Below are 15758 nucleotides of genomic sequence, written 5' to 3' on the forward strand. Positions count from 1 at the left end.
AAGTCCGAACTTCGAACGAAACCCCCTTGCCTAATGGTCAAGAACTGTTGACCATTAGGGGCATGCCTACCGACGACCTTCCCGAGACGTTCCACGTCACCACCGACGAGCAACTGCGCGCCGTCTCCAATCTCACGCGCCACCGGATCATGGCCGTGCTCCGCTTCGAGCCCGCGACGATCACGCAGATCGCCGAGCGGGTGGGTCTCGCGAAGGGGAGTTCCAGCTACCACGTACGACTGCTGGAGCGGGCCGGCCTGGTGAAGGTGGTGCGGACGCGGAAGGTCCGGGGGGTCACCGAGCGGTACTACGCGATGGCCGCGCGGGCGATCGTGCTGCCGGATCCCGGCGAGGGAGGGCCGGACGTGCTGATGCGGCACGCGGTGGCGGACCTGGAGGCCTCGCCGCCGGACGGCGAGCGGCACGTACGGATGGCGCATCTGCGGCTCACCGAGGAGCAGTTCGCTGAGCTGGGGGCGCGCCTGGAGGCCCTGGCGGACGAGTACCGGGAGCTGTCCGACCCCTCGCTGCCGGACGCGTCACTCGTCTTCGCACTGTTTCACCCGGCACCGCGCCGACAGGCCGAAGGGAACGCCAAGTGAGCTCAGACGTCAGAAAGTTGCCGACCGGTTTCGGACGGCTGTGGACCGCGCAGACGGTGTCCTCCCTCGGTGACGGAGTGACGCACGCCGCGCTGCCGCTGCTCGCGCTGACGTTGACGCGGGATCCGATGGCGCTCGCCGTCGTCACGGCCGCCGGAACGCTGCCGTGGCTGCTCTTCGGGGTGCTCGGCGGTGCACTGGTGGACCGGTGGGACCGCCGGCGCACGATGTGGGTCACGGACGCGGCGCGTGCCGTGCTGCTCGCGATACCGGCGGCGGCGGCCGCGCTCGACGCGCTGAGCATTCCGCTGCTCGCGGCAGTCGCCTTCCTGCTCGGCCTCGGCGGACTCTTCTTCGACACGGCCGCCACGGCCTATCTGCCGGATCTGCTCGGCCGCGACCCCGCGCTCCTGGAGCGCGCCAACTCCCGCCTGCGCGGTACCCAGACCGCCGCGTCCGGCTTCGCGGGGCCGCCCGCGGGCAGTGCGCTGCTCGCACTCGGGAGGGCGGTACCGCTGCTCGCCGACGCGGTGTCGTTCGCGCTCTCCGCACTGCTCGTACGGTCGCTGCCCGCCGCACCCCGGCCCGTACCGCAGGCCCGTGAATCGCTGCTGCGACAGGCGCGGGCCGGCGCCTCGTACGTGTTCCGCAATCAGCTGCTGCTCGGGCTCGCGCTGCGTCCGGCGGTCGGGAACATCGCCTTCCTCGCCGTGGAGACCGTCCTCGCCCTCTTCGCGCACGACCGTCTCGGCATCGACACCTTCGGCTTCGGCCTGCTCCTCGCGGCGGAGGCCACCGGCGGTCTGCTCGGCGCGGGCATCGCCTCCTTCCTCGGCCGGCGACTCGGCACCGGCACCGCGCTGACCTGCACGGCCGCAGTCGAGGGACTCGCCATCCTGGGCCTCGCCGCCGCCCCGAACCCGTACGTCGCCGGCCTCGCGCTCGCCGTCTGCGGAGCGGGCATGGGCGCCACGATGGTGCTCGCTCCCTCCCTCCGACAGGCGATCGTCCCCCCGCACCTGATGGGCCGGGTCGCCTCCACCTCGCGCATGCTCGCCATGTGCGCCGCCCCGTTCGGCGCCTTCCTCGGCGGCTGGCTGGCCACCGCCTACGACGTACGCACCCCCCTCTACGCGGCCGCCGGCCTCCTCCTCACCATGACCGCCGTCACGTCGACCATGACCGGCAACCGCCGGGTCGAGGCGGCGCTGCGCGCCGCCGCCCCGGCCGACGATCCGGATCACCTGGAATCCCGGGATCCCGTTCGGCGGTGATCGGCGTCCGGCGGGGGAGTCGGCGGCCGTCGACTTCCTGCCACGACCGTGGCGGTTTGGCCGAAGTTCCATGGATCGCCTGCCACGGCTGTGGCAGGATCGGTTCGGCAACTGCCGCTGCGCCGGCGCTTCGACGAGGGTGCCGATGTGAGGCGTCCTGCGCGACGTGGGGAGACCAGCCGGTGACAGAAGCCTTCTCCGTACCGCCCGTGGCCGCCCCGCAGTTGGCCACCGTCGTGGACCGGGTCGTCGACCTGGGGGCCAAGCTGGGCCGCGGCCGGGACGAGGTCCTGGATCCCGAGGAACTGCACCGCGCCTCCGGGGTCCCGCTCCACGTCGTACGAGCGCTGCTCCAGGGGCGGCCGGCGGGCGAGCCGGACATCCACGAGCGGTTCCGGCAGCGGCTCGACCTGCTCCACGAAACGTACCGCAAGGAGAACGGCCGCAAGTTCTCGCACGGGGAGATCGCCCGGCAGAGCGGCATCTCCCGGCAACAGGTACAGGCGCTGCTCGGCGGGGACCGCCGCCCGACGATGGACCACTGCTCCCGGCTGGAACGGTTCTTCGAACGGCCCGCCGGTTTCCTCCAGTCGGACGACGCCGAGGCGCTGAGCTGCGTCCTGGCCGTCATCGAGAAGGGGCTGCTCCTGGAGTACCGGGAGCACAGCGAACGCGGCGTCCTGGCGGCGGCCCCGGCCGGCCCCCGGCGGCCGAGTCTCTACGAGCGGCACGGCGTCGACGGCATCGCGCTGCGCGCGGCCCTGCTGACCGACCAGGGGCGCACCAGGCTGCTGGAATGGCTCGACGAGTACATGGACGAGCGTGCGGCCGAGGGGAACGTCGGCGGGCACGCGGACGGGCACGCCGGCGGGCAGGACGGGAACTTCGCGAAGAACTCCGCGAAGATCCCCGCGAAGAACGCCGAAGGGAACCGGCGCTCGCCCGGCGATGCGTCCTGAGGTGCGCCGTCCGCTTCGCGCCGGCGGGCCCGGGGGCCGTGCCCTTCCCCGGTCGTGGCACGGAGGGTTCGTGGAGCGGCCGGCCGCTGCACCGGGGCCGTGCGGGCCGGCCGCGTGGAATCCGCCAGGGCGCGAGCTCCCGCCCGTCGCGGAACAGGGTCGGGGCCCGGGCCGGAAGCAACGCCAGGAGCAGGAGCACGGGCAGGAGCAGGGGAGAGACACGTGTTCAAGCAGCGGGAGATACGACGGTCCGTCGGCGCCCTCACGGACGGGATCGGACACCTGAAGTCTCCGGCTCCGGCCGAGGCGGTCTGCCGCGCGCTCTGCGACGCCATGGGGCTGCGCCGGGGGCGCACGATCGAGTTCCGCACCACGCCCTTCCCTCCGGGTACCGCCAGCGGTCTCGCCCTGGACCTCGGGGAGCGGGACCTCGTCGTCGTGGAACAGAAGACCGCGGCCGAACACCAGATCGTCATCACCGGGCACGAGCTGCGCCACCTGGAGCTGGGCCACTGCCACCTGCACGTGACCGAGGGCTCCGCGGCCGCTCGCCTCCTGCGCCACGACGCCGACTTACAAGCGGTCGTCGAGTCGGCCCTGGCGGTCGCGGGACGACACAGTCCCGCCCTCCTCAAGCAGGACAGGGCCGCCGCCCGGAAGCACGCGGGGGAGGAGCAGGCCGCCGAGCGCTACGGCCTCGAACTGGCACACGCCGTACGGCACCTGCTGGCCGCGCCCGACGCACCCGTACTCGACCGCGGTACGACTTCCGGCCGCATCGCGGCCGCGCTCGGCCACCACGGCATACGGGGCTGAACCATGTCCGATCTCGCCTTCTTCATTCCGGCGGCGCTGGGGACCGTGGCCGTCCTCGTCCGGCTCCCCAGCCTGCGCAGGAACACCCGCGATCCCCTTCTCCGGGCCGTGGTGGTGTTCCTGCTGACGGCCACGGGGGTCTTCTACTTCGGGGCCACCTCGACGATCGTCAAAGTCAACGAGATCACGGGCGTGCCGAACTTCGCCGCGCCCCTCCTCTACTCGCTCCTGATGGCCTGCTGTGGATCGGGCATCATCCTGATCATCAACTGGCGAGGCGGCCCGCCCGCCTGCATCCGGCGGTCCACCCGCTGGTGCGCGGGAACCTACGCGGCCCTGGCCGTCGCGATGTACGCGCTCTTCGCCCTCGGTGAGGCCCCGGTCGAACGGCTGGAGGACCTGGACACCTACTACGCCAACACGCCGTACATCCGCGAAATGATCGTGCTCTACCTGGTGGGCCACTCCGCCGCGGCGTTGATCATGGCGTCCCTGTGCCGGCGCTGGCTGAGCGATGTGTCCAGGGAGCTGCGGGTGGGTCTGGCCCTCTTGATCGCGGGCTACACCAGCACCCTGGGCTTCGACGTGTGCAAGTTCGCGGCCGTCGGCGCCCGATGGGCCGGAACGGACTGGGACGTCCTCAGCACCGAGGTGGCACGGCCGTTCGTCACGGTCTCCTTCTGCCTCATCCTCCTCGGTTTCGGCCTCCCCCTCGCCGTGCAGCGCTTCAAGGGACCCTGGCGGGACTGGACCCGGTACCGCCGGCTGGGCACCCTGTCACGCCTGCTGCACGGGCTGACGCCGACCACGGCGGTGGTCAGGATGCCGCTGCTCTCCACGGTGGGCGTACGCCGGCTGCACCGCGAATCGGGCATCCACGACGGACTGCTCACCCTCAACCCCTACTTCGACCTCACCCTGCGGGCCCGCGCACTCTCCGACGCGCTGGCCCATGGGGCCTCCGACGACGACGCCGCCGCGGGCGCGGACGCGGTCATGGTCGTCGCCGCCGTCGACGCGCTGCGCGCCGACCCCGAGCGCCACGTGATCGCGTCCTCCCGTGAACTTCAGACGGAACCCGGCGAAGAGCGCGATCTGGTACGGATCTCGCACGCGCTGGCCCGGATCCTCTCCGGGGGTCCGGGCGGGCCGGCGCCGGAGAGGGAGCACGCATGACCACCGTGTACTTCTACCTTCTCGTCGGCGTCCTCTCGGTCGCCTTCGCCCTGAGGGCGCCCGCACTCGTCAGACACTGGCGCGATCCCCTCGTCCGTTCCGTGGCCCTGCTCCTGCCGCTGGGCGCCGCCGTGTTCTTCTTCGCGGCGCCGCCGACGATCTCCCAGGTGAACGCGCTCACGGGCATCCCCAACTTCTCGGTCCCGCTGGTCTACGGCACGGTCACCGCCGCCAGCGCCGCGCTCATCAACCTCACCATCACCTGGCGCGGAGGCCCGCGGGACCGGCGCCGGGCCGCCACCCGCTGGTGCGTCGGCGTCTACGGAACGTTGATCGCGACGCAGTTCACCCTGTTCGCCCTCGGGGACGCGTCCGAGGAACGTCTCCGGGACTTCGACACCTACTACGCCACCACCCCGTACGTCCGGGAGATGGTCGTCCTGTGCGTACTGGCCTACGGGCTCGCGAACCTGGTCCTGGCCCGCCTGTGCTGGCGCTGGTCCCGCGAGGTCCCGGGGCTGCTGCGGACCGGGCTGCTCCTCATCATGACCGGCTCGGTCCTGAGCCTGGTGTACGTCGCGTGCAAGCTCACGGCCATCGGGGCACGATGGGCCGGCCACGACTGGGACGGCGTCAGCACCACCGTCGCCCCTACGGTCTCCTCACTCGCCTCGCTCCTCCAGTGCGTCGGCCTCGCCCTGCCCTCCGCGAGCCAGTGCGTGATGAGCCTGTGGCGCCGGTGGTCCCAGTACCGGCGTCTGCGTCCGTTGTGGCTGACCATGCGCGCGGTGACCCCGTACGAACTGGTGCGCATTCCCTGGGGCTCCTCGCTCGGCAAGCGCCAGTTGCGCCGGACCTGCGACATCCGCGACGGCCTCCGGCTGATCGCGTCCCGCCTCGACCGCCGGGCGGAGGACGAGGGACACGCGGACGCGTTCCCCGGCGGGCTGAAACCGGATGCGGCACGCCACGTCGCCATGGTGGCAGAGGCGTTCGACACCCTGCGCGGCACCGGGGCCGACCCGGGGGAATGCAGCCTGGAGAGCATGCTCTCCGGTGACGACGAACAACTCGTGCGGCTCTCGGACGCCCTGCGCGACCTGGCCGTTCCCGACCGGACCGGCAGCCGGGAATTCGGGCGGCCGTCGCTCTTCGAGCGAACCTCCGACCGCGTCTGACCACTCGCCGGCGCGTCCGGCACACGGAGCACACGGAGCACACGGAGCACACGGAATCCGTCCGGTTCGGGGCCGGGTGGCCCCGCTCCCCTGACCAAGACGGCACCCGCCCCTCGGCGGCCCGCGAGAGAGCAGTCACATGACCCACCCCAGCAACACCCCCACGGCGGCGATACGGCGCCGGGCCGTCGTCATCGGTGGCGGCCTGGCCGGCACCCTGGCGGCTGCCGCGCTGCGCGAGGCGGTGGACGAGGTCCTCATCGTCGAGAACGACGAACTGCCGGCCGTCCCGGCCCCCCGCAAGGGACTTCCCCAGGCGAGCCACGCGCACATGTTCTGGAGCAGCGGGGTGCACGCCGCCGAAGCCCTCCTGCCGGGAGTCACCGACCGGTGGATGGCCGCCGGCGCGAACCGCATCCCGATCCCCACCGGCATGGTCGGATTCACCGCCGAGGGCTGGCTCCGCCGCTGGAGCGCCGAAACGGCCTTCCTGATCGCCTGCAGCCGTGACGTGCTGGACCACGTGGTACGCGAGCTCGTGCTGGCCGATCCGAGGGTGACCGTCCTCCAGCGCACCCGCGTCGAGGGCCTGACCGGCACCGCCGCCCGAATCACCGGCGTGCGCACCCGGGGGGCGGACGGCCGGGAAGCGGCCCTGGAAGCCGACTTCGTCGTCGACGCGAGCGGGCGCGGCTCGCGGGCCCCCCGGCACCTGGCGGAGCTGGGGGTCAGGCCCGCCCCCGAGCGCTCCCTCGACCTCGGCCTGACGTACGCCAGCCGGGTCTTCCGGGCACCCGAAGGAACGGCCGGCTTCCCCATGGTCGTCGTACAGTCCGACCCCCGCACGGCACGCCCCGGGCAGAGCGCCAGCATCCTGCCCATCGAGGACGGCCGGTGGATCGTCACCGCGGCCGGAACGCGGGGAGGCGAGCCCACAGCGGTCAACGAGGACTTCGAACCGTTCGCCCGCGGACTGCGCCACCCCGTCATCGGCGAGATCATCTCCGGCCTGGATCCGCTGACCGACGTCACGGTCAACCGCAGCACGCGCAACACCCGTCGCTACTTCGAGAACGTCAGGGACTGGCCGGAACGGTTCGTCGTGCTCGGCGACGCCCTGGCGGCGTTCAACCCCATCTACGGGCACGCCATGTCCGTGGCGGCCCAGGCCGCGCTCGCGCTCCGCGATCTCGCGTCGGCCCACGGGGTCGACGCGCCCCGGCTCTCACGACGGGTCCAGAAGGCCATGGCCAGACCGGTCGCGGCAGCCTGGGACCTGGCACTCGGGCACGACGTGTTCTATCCGGGAGCCCAGGGGAGCGGCCAGAGCACCCCGACGCGCAAGGACAAGGTCCTGTCCGGCTACACCTACCGCCTGCTCAACACCTGCTGCGGCAGCTTCACCATGACCAAGGACTTCTTCGACGTCACCTCCCTCCAGGCCCCCCTGACCACTCTGGTCAAGCCGCGCGTCCTCCTCGGCGCCCTGCGCGGCCCGCTGCGCCCGCCCCTGAGCGCGCCGCCCCTGACGGACCGGGAGCTGACACTCGTACGGACCGCCGGCCCGAACTGAGATGGAGGCGAGGGCAATCCCGCGCGCCAGGAAGACCACCGCAGAAAGCGTGACCCCCCATGCCTGAGATATCCAGCCCCGTCCGGCCCACCGCCGTCGTCATCGGCGCGAGCGCCGCCGGCCTCTTCGCCGCGTCCGTGCTCAGCGAGTTCGCCGACGTCACGGTCATCGAGCGGGACGAGCTGCCCGAAGGACCCGAGGGCCGCAAGGGCGTGCCGCAGGCCCGCCACGCGCACCTCCTGTGGAGCGGCGGTGTCCGGGCCTTCGAAGAGCTCCTGCCCGGCCTGACCGTCGACATCGTCGCCCGCGGGGGCCGACTGGTCCACATCATGGGCGACATGGTCTCCCGGGCGCCGAACGAGGTCTGGTTCCGCCGGTTCAGGTCCACCCACCACCGCAACCTCGTCTCCTCGCGCAACCTCCTGGACCACGCCCTGCGCGAGCGGGTGCTCGGGGATCCGCGCATCAGCCTGCTCGACAAGGCCGTCGCCGAGGGCCTGGAGGGTGATGCCGTCCGCGTCACCGGCGTCCGGATCCGGTCCGGTACCGGCGTACGGCCCCTGTCCGCGGACCTGGTCGTCGATGCCTCCGGCCGCGGCTCCCGCGCCCCGTCGTGGCTCGTGGACCTCGGTCTGCCCCCCGTCACCGAACGGGAGGTCGACGCGGGCGTCGCCTACGCCACCCGCGTGTACCGGGCTCCCGCGGCGACGGTGGGCGGTTTCCCCCTGGTCAACGTGCAGGCCAACCCGGCCAGAACACCAGGCCGGGGAGGCATCATCCTCCCCGTGGAGGACGGCCGGTGGATCGTCACCCTGTCCGGCACCCGTGGCGGCGAGCCCACGCAGGACCCGGACGCCTTCGTCGACTTCGCCCTCGGCCTGGGCGACCCCGTCATCGGCAGACTCATCGAGGAAGCCGAACCCCTGGGCGGGATCGCCACCACCCGCAGCACCGCCAATCAGCGCCGCTACTACGAGAAGATGCGTGCCTGGCCGGACGGCTTCACCGTGCTCGGCGACGCCATCGCCGGATACAACCCCGTGTACGGGCACGGCCTCACCGTCGCCGCCCAGTGTGCCGTCGCCCTCAGGGGAGTCCTGCGTTCCGCCGGCCTCACCGCCCCCGGCACGGCCCGCCGCGTACAGCAGTCCGCGGCCCGGCCCGTCGCCGGAGCGTGGGACCTCGCCGTGGGGCAGGACGCGTTCTACCCCGGCGCCAGTGACACGCCGCCCAAGGCCGTCGAGAAGCTCCTCGCCCGTTACGTCGACCGAGCCGTCGAAACGGGCGCCCGCAGCCCGCGTGCCCTCGGCGCCCTCCTGGACGTGATGAGCCTGGAGAAGCCCGCGACCCGCCTGTTCTCCCCGGACATGCTCGTCCCCATGCTCTTCGGCCGGAAGCTGCCCCCTCTGCAGGGCCCTCCGCTGAGTGACGCCGAGAAGGAGAGCGTCTGAACCGTTCCCGTGCTCGCCATGACGCCCGCCCTCCGTCCCAGACCTTGTCTCATCTATCGAAAATCGATAGATTCAGATCGTAAGTCGATGGAAGGGTGGGTCATGGGAAAGCTGGCAGTGGGTGCGTTGCGCGCCGTGCTCGCGGTGGTGCTCGTCGGCACCGTGCTCGTGCAGGCGATGATGGTGTGGGCGTTGGCGACCGATCCCGAGGACGGGTCGCTCCCGCTGACCCCGCTTCGGGTGATCACGATCCTGGGCATGCTGTCGGCCCAGGTCGCCCTGGTCTGCGTATGGCGGCTGGTGGCGATGGTGCGACGCGGAACCGTGTTCTCCCACGCCGCCTTCCGGTACGTGGACGGAGTGATCGGCGCGATCGTGGCGGCCGCCCTCGTGTGGTTCGCGGTCACGATCATCAATGCGCCGGGTCAGCGGGAGGACCCGGGTGTCACCGTCATCATGGGCGGGGTCGGCGTGGCCATCCTGGGCGTCGCACTCATCGTGCTCGTGCTGCGGATGCTGCTCACCCAGGCCGTCGCGCGCGACGTGGAAGCCGCGCGGATGCAGGCCGAGCTGGACGAGGTGATCTGATGGCGATCGCCGTCGACATCGACGTGATGCTGGCCAGGCGGAAGATGTCGGTGGGGGAGCTCGCGGACCGCGTGGGCATCACGCCCGCCAACCTGGCGGTACTCAAGAACGGCCGCGCCAAGGCGGTGCGCTTCGCGACGCTCGCCGCGCTCTGCGAGGTCCTGGAATGCCAGCCGGGCGACCTGCTGCGCTGGGAAGCCGAGGAAGCCGAGGAAGCCGAGGAAGCCGAGGAAGCCGGGGAAGCCGGGGACGCCAGGGGCGCCGAGGAAGCCGGGGGCGCCACGGACGAATGACGTGCCCCGGGGGCGGAGTTCCGCGCCCGATGCGCCATCGGCGGTAGGGTGCCGCCCGTGTCCGAGCAGCAGCAGCGCGACCTCGTCGGCTACGGCGCCGAGCCGCCGCACGCCGCCTGGCCCGGTGGCGCACGCGTCGCCGTCAGCCTCGTCCTCAACTACGAGGAGGGCGGTGAACAGAACGTCCTGGAAGGCGATCCCGCCTCGGAGGGCTTCCTTCACGAACTCGTCGGCGCGCCGCCCGTCGTCGGCGGGCGTGACCTGAACGTCGAGTCCCTGTTCGCCTACGGTGCGCGCGCCGGATTCTGGCGCGTGGCCCGCACCCTCGCGGCGCACGGCGCGCCGGTCACCGTGTACGCCGTGGCGCAGGCGCTCGAACGCAACCCGGACGCGGCACGGGCGATGGGCGCCGCCGGCTGGGAGGTCGCGGGCCACGGCCGGCGCTGGATCGACTACCGCCACGTGCCCGAGGACGTCGAGCGCACGGACATCGCGCACTCCGTGGCGACGATCGAGCGGCTCGTCGGCCGTCGGCCTGTCGGCTGGTACACCGGCCGCACCAGCCCCCACACGCGGCGCCTCGTCGCCGAGGAGGGCGGCTTCCTCTACGACTCCGACGACTACTCCGACGACCTGCCGTTCTACGCCGAAGCGGCCGGACGCCCGCACCTGGTGGTGCCGTACACCCTCGACGCGAACGACTTCAAGTTCCTCATCGTCCACGGCTTCACCACCGCCGACGACATGCTCGCCTACCTCGTCGACACCTTCGACGCGCTCCACGCCGAGGGCGCCGACCGGCCGCGCATGATGAGCGTCGGCCTGCACTGCCGCATCATCGGCCGGCCGGGCCGCATCCGCGCCCTCGACGGCTTCCTGGAACACGTCGCGCGGCGGGGCGGCGCGTGGGTGGCCACGCGCGAACAGATCGCCCGCCACTGGCTCGCCACGCACCCGCCCCAGCCCTGAACCGACGCGGCCACCCCTCCCGGAGGCGCCGGTCCGGGGGGAGCGCGGGCTGGTGTGACGCCCCCGGGGGAGATAAAGTGCTGCTTCATTATGAAGCACGTACATAACTCAGAGGGTCTGTCCCGTGACCCCGACGGTTTCCTCTACGACCCCGGTGTCCGGGCGTCCATGGGCGCCTTCGCGCTCGGTGGCGGCTCGCTCGCGCTGGAGGCGGCCGCGGCCGTCCGTTCGGCTTCGCAGGCCGTCGACCGGCTGCGCGCGCAGGGTGCGGGCGGGCGGGGTCTCAGCGCAGGAGCCCTCGACGTCCTGACCCGCCTGAGCGCGGCCACCGAAGAGGGGCTGAGCATCGGCGAACTGGCCCGCGCGGCCGGCGTGAGCTCCCGCAACGTCACCGGCCTGGTCGACACGCTGGAGCGCGACGGACTGGTGCAGCGGGTCCAGGACCGGCACGACCGCCGGTCGGTCCGGGCCCGGATCACACCGGAAGGCCGCGACTGGCTGGAAGCGTTCCGTCAGCCGACGCAGCGCGCGATGTCCGCCGTCTTCCAGGGCTTCACCGAGGACGAACTCGCCCGGTTCAGGCACCTGTGTCTGCGCCTGGTGGAAAACCAGCACCGGATCGAGCAGTACCTGAACACGGTCCGGCCCGACCAGCCCGCTTCCTGACCCGACGCGACCCGACCAGACGGAGTACCGCATGACCACTACCGACACACCCACACGACAGACGGTCAGGGCCTACCACGAGGCCCGGTTCCGCGGCGATGTCGCGGCGGCCGCCGCCCGGGTCGGCGAAGGGTTCCTCTTCCGCAGCCCGTTCATCACCTCCGACAGCCCTGCCGGCCACCTGGACGGACTCGACGGACTCCTGGGCATCGTCACCGGCGTGGAGCTGATCAGCGAGCTGTACGGCGAAACCGAAGCCACCCTGGTCTACGACATCCACACCGCCCCGGCCGTCGGCATAACCCAGCGCACCGCCGAGCACTTCCGCCTCCACGACGGCCGGATCACCGCGATCACGCTCATCTTCGACTCCGCCCCCTGGCAGGCCATCATGGCCGCGGCCGGCCCGACCCGCGATGAGGGTGTCCCCGCACCGTGACGGCCGCGGGTCGTACCGCCATCCGAGTGTGGCGATCGGGTGGTGTTGCCGCCGCACCCGGGGCCGGACCCTTCTCCGTCGAGTTCCCGCGTGTGCAGGAGTCCGTCGTGACCGTCGTTCGAACGCGGGGACCGGGGTGCGGCTGCGCCTGGGGCGCGCCACCGGCGTCGACCCCGAGCGCCGGACCGTCGCCGTGGCCGGTGAGGAGGGCGACGGCGAGCTCGCCTACGACACGCTCCTCTACGCGCTCGGCGGCTCCGTGGCCCACCACGGCGTCCCCGGCGCGGCCGAGTACGCCTTCGACGTGACCGGCCGGTCCTCGGCACTGCGGCTGCGAGAACGCCTGGCCGCCTTGGGCGCGGGCGGCACCGTGCTGGTGGCCGGAGAGGGGCTGACCGGCATCGAGACGGCCACCGAGTTGGCCGAGTCCCGGCCCGATCTCTCGGTCGCGCTCGCCGCCCGTGGCGAGCCGGGCGCCTCGCTCTCCCCGAACGCCCGCCGTCACCTGCGCCCCTCCTTCGACCGGCTCGGCATCACCGTCCACGAGCACACCGCCGTCGAAGCCGTCGAGCCGACGCGGGCGATCGCCGCCGACGGTACGTCCGTCCCGGCCGACGTCACCGTGTGGTCGGCCGGGTTCGCCGTGCACCCCATCGCGGCCGCCGCCGGCCTGGAGGTCGCCGGGACCGGCCAGATCACCGTCGACCGGACCATGCGCTCGGTCTCGCACCCGGACGTCTACGCCGCCGGTGACTGCGCCTACGCGATCGGCGAGAACGGCCGGCCGCTGCCGATGTCCTGCGCCTCGGCCGGCTTCACCACCATGCGGGCGACCGACGCGATCATCGCGCGCCTGACGGGCGGCGAGGTCCCGACCACCGGGCTGAAGTACCACGGCAACCACATCAGCCTCGGGAGGCGTGACGCGATCTTCCAGATGGTGGACGGGGACGTCCGCCCGACGCCGGTCATCGACGCGTGGTGACCGCAACGGTCAGGACGGATCGACCCCGACGGACGAGGTGCGGTCGTGGGAGCGCCGGCGGACCGGCCACCTGGCTGCCGCGTCACCCCGGCGGGCCGCGAGGTGAGCACGGTGATGCGTAGCCGCCCGGTCAGTTCGACGCGTACGGCCGGCACGGAGCCTCCAGCCGGGTCAGTTCCTCCGCGCTCAGCCTGAGCGTCGCGGCGCGGGCCGAGTCCCGTACGGAGGCCGGGCGGCTCGCCCCCGGGACCGGGATCACCGCCGGGGAGCGGGCCAGCAGCCAGGCCAGGGCGACCTGCTGCGGGCTGACGCCGTGCTCGGCCGCGATGTGGTGGAAGGCGGTGTCCGCCGACGTCTGCCCGGAGGGGCCGTCGAGGGAGCTGCGGGAGATCCCGCCGAGCGGGCTCCAGGGCAGGAACGCCAGGCCCAGACGGGCGCTCAGCCGCACTTCGGGCTCGCTGTCGCGCACGGCGGCCGAGTACCGGTTCTGGACGGAGACGAGCCCGTCGCCGAGGATCTCGTGCGCCTCGCGGATCTGGCCGGTGCTCACGTTCGAGATCCCGGCGGCGCGGATCACGCCGGCGTCGAGCAGCTCGCGCAGGGCGCCGACGGACTCCGCCCAGGGCACGGCCGGGTCCGGCTTGTGCAGCTGGTACAGGCCGATCGCGTCGACGCCCAGGCGCCCGGCCGAGGCTTTCGCCGCGCGCTTGAGGTGGGCGGGGCCGCCGGTGACGGTCCAGCTGCCGTCGCCCGGCCGCCCTCGGCCGCCCTTGGTGGCGATCAGGACGTCGGAGGTGTCACCGCCGTAGCGGGCCAGGGCGCGGGCGATGAGCAGCTCGTTGTGCCCGGTCTCGTCGGCGTGCCAGTGGTAGCTGTCGGCGGTGTCGATGAGCGTGATGCCGGCATCGAGGGCCGCGTGGACGGTCGCGATGGCCCGTGCCTCGTCCGGTCGGTGCTCGATGGACAGGGGCATGGCGCCCAGGCCGATGGCGCTGACGGTGGTGTTCCCGATGGTTCGGTACCGCATGGTGGTGGCTCTGCTTCCTCAGGTGGTGGGGGCAGCGGACGCGACGAGGGCCTCGGTGACGGCGCCGGGCAGCCAGTCGGCCGTGCGGGAGAAGGCGAAGCCCAGCTCCTTCGCGCGGGCGTTGCTCATGGCGTAGTGGCGGTCGAAGGAGAACGGGGAGGCGGGCTCTCCGGCCGCGGCGGTCCGGTAGACGGGCTCCCGGCCGGTCTGCGCGGCGACGGTCGCGGCCAGGTCGCGCACGTCGAGCAGGTCGTCGGAGCAGGCGTTGAGCGGGCCGGTGAAATCGCTGCCGGTCGCCGCCCACCGCAGCAGGCCGGCCAGTTCCGCGTAGTGGATGAACACCGTGGGCAGTGCCCTCGCGTGCACGGTGATCTCTTCGCCGTGGGCGATGCGCTCGGTGTAGTGCGCCAGTCGGCCGGTGAATTCCCGTCCCCCGCCGCCGAGTACGTGTGCGCTGCGTACGGAGGCGAACGCGAAGCCGCCGGCGCGGGTGAAGACGGCCTCCGCCTGACGCTTGCCCTCGGCGTAGTGCGCCTCCAGGTAGGCCTCGTCGTGCCAGGGCAGGTCCGGGGCCACCGGCCAGGCACCCGGGTCCACGTGCTCCTCCGGGACCGGAGCGCCCGCCGGGTCCGGCAGTGCGGCGCCCGCAGGGTCGTAGACCTCGATCGTGGAGGTCATGACGTAGCGCCGGGCACGGCCGGCGAAGGCGCGGGCGGCGATGGCGGCCTGCACGGGGGTGTAGCAGACCTGGTCGACCACCACGTCGAAGGTGCGGGCGCCGAGTACGGCGACGAGGGCCGCCTCGTCGTCGCGGTCGACGACCAGGTGCTCGACGCCGGCGGGCGGCGGGGTGGAGCCGCGGTTGATCACCGTTACCTGGTGGCCGTCGGCTTGCAGGCGCTCCACCAGGAGCTTTCCGAAGTATCGGCTTCCGCCGATGACGCAGATCCTTTGCATGCCCCCATCCTCGGCACCTGGCGTCTTCAGCAGAAGTGGCCGCTTACTGCACGGGTGTTAAGGAATGCTGTTGACCGATGTGCGGCGGCTCGGCGGCCCGGCGGCCGGCCCGTCGGGCGGATGCGTCACTCCGCCCCGGCCTGGGCGCGGCGGGCGTACGCGCGCGCGGCGCGGGCCCGGTCGCCGCAGCGGGTGGAGCACCAGTGGCGGCGGCCGTGGCGCAGCAGGTAGCGGTTGCAGGGGGCGGAGCCGCAGGCGGTGAGGCGTTCGGCGTCCGGGGAGGTGAGGAGGTCGGCGGCGTCGGCGGCGAGGGCCGCCAGGGCGTGGTCGACGATCGCGGTGGTGGGGTGGGTGGTGGCGCGGTAGGGGCCGTTCTCGTCGTCCCAGGCCAGCAGCGGGGCGGTCGGGACGCGGGTCATCGCGTCGTTGACGGCCCGGACGGCGGCGGGGAGGGCGGGGAGCCCGGCGGCGCGGGCCGCGAACAGCGACCTGATCTGTTCGCGCAGCGCGCGCAGTTGCGCCGTGCACATCTCCCGCATGCCCGCGTCGGCCGGGGCGAGGCCGCGTTCCGTCAGCCAGAGGTTCGCCTGTGCGGGAGTCCCCAGGAGATCGATGGTGTGCCCGCCGGGCCGTGCGACGGCGCTGTTGGCGAGGGCGAGGGAGAGGTGCTCCCGCTCGCCCTGGGCCGGCGGCACGAGGGGTTCTTCCCGTACGGACTCCTTCATGTTCCTCATGTTACGGCTTGCGGTCATCCGTGAGAAACGGCTACCGTCACGTCACGGTTAAATCGAATCTATCCGTGAGG

At 72.5% G+C, this 15758-nt stretch carries 16 protein-coding genes and 1 pseudogene; 14 read left to right on the top strand and 3 right to left on the bottom strand.

Annotation, left to right across the window (positions count from 1 at the left end; translation table 11 throughout):
• The first annotated feature begins 62 nt into the window (after window positions 1-62).
• The 14 genes and pseudogenes from OG295_RS38035 to OG295_RS38100 all read left to right on the top strand — a co-directional run.
• Window positions 63-602 carry a winged helix-turn-helix domain-containing protein gene (locus OG295_RS38035; RefSeq protein WP_331738086.1) on the top strand — a complete coding sequence of 180 codons (540 nt, stop codon included), beginning with the start codon at window positions 63-65 and terminating at the stop codon, window positions 600-602.
• Entirely contained in the window at window positions 599-1876 is a 1278-nt protein-coding gene (locus OG295_RS38040; RefSeq protein ID WP_331738088.1) for an MFS transporter, read from the top strand. Before OG295_RS38035 ends, OG295_RS38040 begins: the two co-directional genes overlap by 4 nt.
• A gap of 182 nt (window positions 1877-2058) precedes the next feature.
• Window positions 2059-2835, top strand: coding sequence for a helix-turn-helix transcriptional regulator (locus OG295_RS38045; RefSeq protein WP_331738090.1), 777 nt, complete (start codon window positions 2059-2061; stop codon window positions 2833-2835).
• A 222-nt stretch (window positions 2836-3057) separates the two neighbouring features.
• Window positions 3058-3651 carry a toxin-antitoxin system, toxin component gene (locus OG295_RS38050; protein ID WP_331738092.1) on the top strand — a complete coding sequence of 198 codons (594 nt, stop codon included), beginning with the start codon at window positions 3058-3060 and terminating at the stop codon, window positions 3649-3651.
• Window positions 3652-3654: 3 nt separating this feature from the next.
• Window positions 3655-4827, top strand: coding sequence for an MAB_1171c family putative transporter (locus OG295_RS38055; protein WP_331738094.1), 1173 nt, complete (start codon window positions 3655-3657; stop codon window positions 4825-4827).
• Window positions 4824-6005, top strand: coding sequence for an MAB_1171c family putative transporter (locus tag OG295_RS38060; protein WP_331738095.1), 1182 nt, complete (start codon window positions 4824-4826; stop codon window positions 6003-6005). The genes OG295_RS38055 and OG295_RS38060 overlap by 4 nt, the downstream gene beginning before the upstream one ends.
• Window positions 6006-6144: 139 nt before the next feature.
• The gene (locus OG295_RS38065) at window positions 6145-7578 is read left to right on the top strand and encodes an FAD-dependent oxidoreductase (protein WP_331738097.1); all 1434 of its coding nucleotides are present in this window, start codon (window positions 6145-6147) and stop codon (window positions 7576-7578) included.
• A gap of 59 nt (window positions 7579-7637) precedes the next feature.
• Window positions 7638-9029, top strand: coding sequence for an FAD-dependent monooxygenase (locus OG295_RS38070; protein WP_331738099.1), 1392 nt, complete (start codon window positions 7638-7640; stop codon window positions 9027-9029).
• 102 nt (window positions 9030-9131) lie between these two features.
• A complete protein-coding gene (locus OG295_RS38075; protein ID WP_331738983.1) occupies window positions 9132-9617 on the top strand; it encodes a DUF2975 domain-containing protein in 486 nt (161 codons plus the stop codon).
• Window positions 9617-9910, top strand: coding sequence for a helix-turn-helix transcriptional regulator (locus OG295_RS38080; protein ID WP_331738101.1), 294 nt, complete (start codon window positions 9617-9619; stop codon window positions 9908-9910). Before OG295_RS38075 ends, OG295_RS38080 begins: the two co-directional genes overlap by 1 nt.
• Window positions 9911-9958: 48 nt before the next feature.
• Entirely contained in the window at window positions 9959-10879 is a 921-nt protein-coding gene (gene puuE / locus OG295_RS38085) for an allantoinase PuuE (protein ID WP_331738103.1), read from the top strand.
• Between the two features lie 90 nt (window positions 10880-10969).
• Complete coding sequence (locus tag OG295_RS38090) at window positions 10970-11545, top strand: MarR family transcriptional regulator (RefSeq protein WP_331738105.1); 576 nt, start codon at window positions 10970-10972, stop codon at window positions 11543-11545.
• Between the two features lie 31 nt (window positions 11546-11576).
• The gene (locus OG295_RS38095) at window positions 11577-11984 is read left to right on the top strand and encodes a hypothetical protein (protein ID WP_331738106.1); all 408 of its coding nucleotides are present in this window, start codon (window positions 11577-11579) and stop codon (window positions 11982-11984) included.
• Between the two features lie 124 nt (window positions 11985-12108).
• Window positions 12109-12942: pseudogene (locus OG295_RS38100) on the top strand (NAD(P)/FAD-dependent oxidoreductase); the annotation flags it as partial.
• A gap of 157 nt (window positions 12943-13099) precedes the next feature.
• Here the strand turns inward: OG295_RS38100 and OG295_RS38105 are convergent.
• The 3 genes from OG295_RS38105 to OG295_RS38115 all read right to left on the bottom strand — a co-directional run bounded on the left by OG295_RS38105 (window position 13100) and on the right by OG295_RS38115 (window position 15687).
• Window positions 13100-13996 carry an aldo/keto reductase gene (locus tag OG295_RS38105; RefSeq protein ID WP_331738108.1) on the bottom strand — a complete coding sequence of 299 codons (897 nt, stop codon included), beginning with the start codon at window positions 13994-13996 and terminating at the stop codon, window positions 13100-13102.
• Between the two features lie 18 nt (window positions 13997-14014).
• Window positions 14015-14953 (bottom strand): NAD-dependent epimerase/dehydratase family protein, encoded by a 939-nt coding sequence (locus tag OG295_RS38110; protein ID WP_331738109.1) that lies wholly within the window; start codon window positions 14951-14953, stop codon window positions 14015-14017.
• 125 nt (window positions 14954-15078) lie between these two features.
• A complete protein-coding gene (locus OG295_RS38115) occupies window positions 15079-15687 on the bottom strand; it encodes an ABATE domain-containing protein (protein ID WP_371681473.1) in 609 nt (202 codons plus the stop codon).
• Window positions 15688-15758: the final 71 nt, after the last annotated feature.

Origin of the sequence: Streptomyces sp. NBC_01276, from assembly GCF_041435355.1 — a bacterium.
Classification (GTDB): domain Bacteria; phylum Actinomycetota; class Actinomycetes; order Streptomycetales; family Streptomycetaceae; genus Streptomyces.